Source organism: Steroidobacter gossypii, from assembly GCF_016801985.1.
In the GTDB taxonomy this organism is placed as follows: Bacteria; Pseudomonadota; Gammaproteobacteria; order Steroidobacterales; family Steroidobacteraceae; genus Steroidobacter; species Steroidobacter gossypii.
This window is the reverse complement of record NZ_JAEVLS010000028.1, coordinates 1-907: the sequence shown is the minus strand read 5'-3', so window position 1 is coordinate 907 and position 907 is coordinate 1. Positions and strand designations below refer to the sequence as shown.

The 907-nt window shown below is 62.0% G+C and carries 1 protein-coding gene; it reads right to left on the bottom strand.

What is annotated here, in order from left to right:
- Window positions 1-907, bottom strand: a 907-nt coding sequence (locus tag JM946_RS29885; RefSeq protein ID WP_269141158.1) for a condensation domain-containing protein, incomplete at both ends; no start/stop codon positions are given.

Below are 907 nucleotides of genomic sequence, written 5' to 3'. Positions count from 1 at the left end.
GCTCTGGTCTTCATACACCACCGCCACTGCATTCGGTGTGCGTGCGACCTGCTCCTCGAACAACTCATGGATCAGCTTCCCTTGCGGATAGGCTCTCTGTGTCGCGTTGAACTCCTCCACCACCCGGTGACGCTCAGCCTCACTCAAGAACGACAACTGGCTGACCCGCAACTGCGGCTCACTCACCATCGCCCGCAACATCACCTCAAAGCATTCCCTCCAACGCGCCACCGTCTGCGCGTCAAACAGGTCCGCCGCATAGTCGATGCTGCCGCTGATCCCCTCCGCGGACTCCTCCAACGACAACCCAAGATCAAACTTCGCCGTCTGCGTTGCCACCTCCTGCTCCCGCAACGTCGTACCCGCCAGATCCAGCCTCTCTCGCGGCATGTTCTGAAACGCGAATACAACCTGAAACACCGGACTGTGGCTCAAAGTCCGGCCCGGCTGCAGCGCCTCCACGACGTGCTCAAACGGAACATCCTGGTTCGCATAGGCCTCCAGCAGCGCCTCCTTCACTCGACCCAGCAGCTCGCTCACCTTCGGGTCGTCTTCCAGACGCACTCGCACCGCCAGCGTGTTGACGAAAAACCCGATCAGCCCTTCCAGCTCGGCACGATGACGGTTCGCAACCGGCATTCCAACCACGATGTCCGATTGACCACTCAACCGACTCAACGTCATCGACCACGCCGCATGCAGCGCCATCACCAGCGTCACTTCATGACGACGCGCAAACTCCTTCACCCTCCCGCTCAGATCAGCGCCCAACGATATCGGCACACTCCCACCGCGAAAGCTTTGCGTCGCAGGCCTCGGCCGGTCCGTCGGCAACTCCAGCAGCCCCGGCGCTCCTCGGAGGTGCGCCACCCAGTAGTTCAGCTGTTCCTCGAACTCCCCCCGGGCC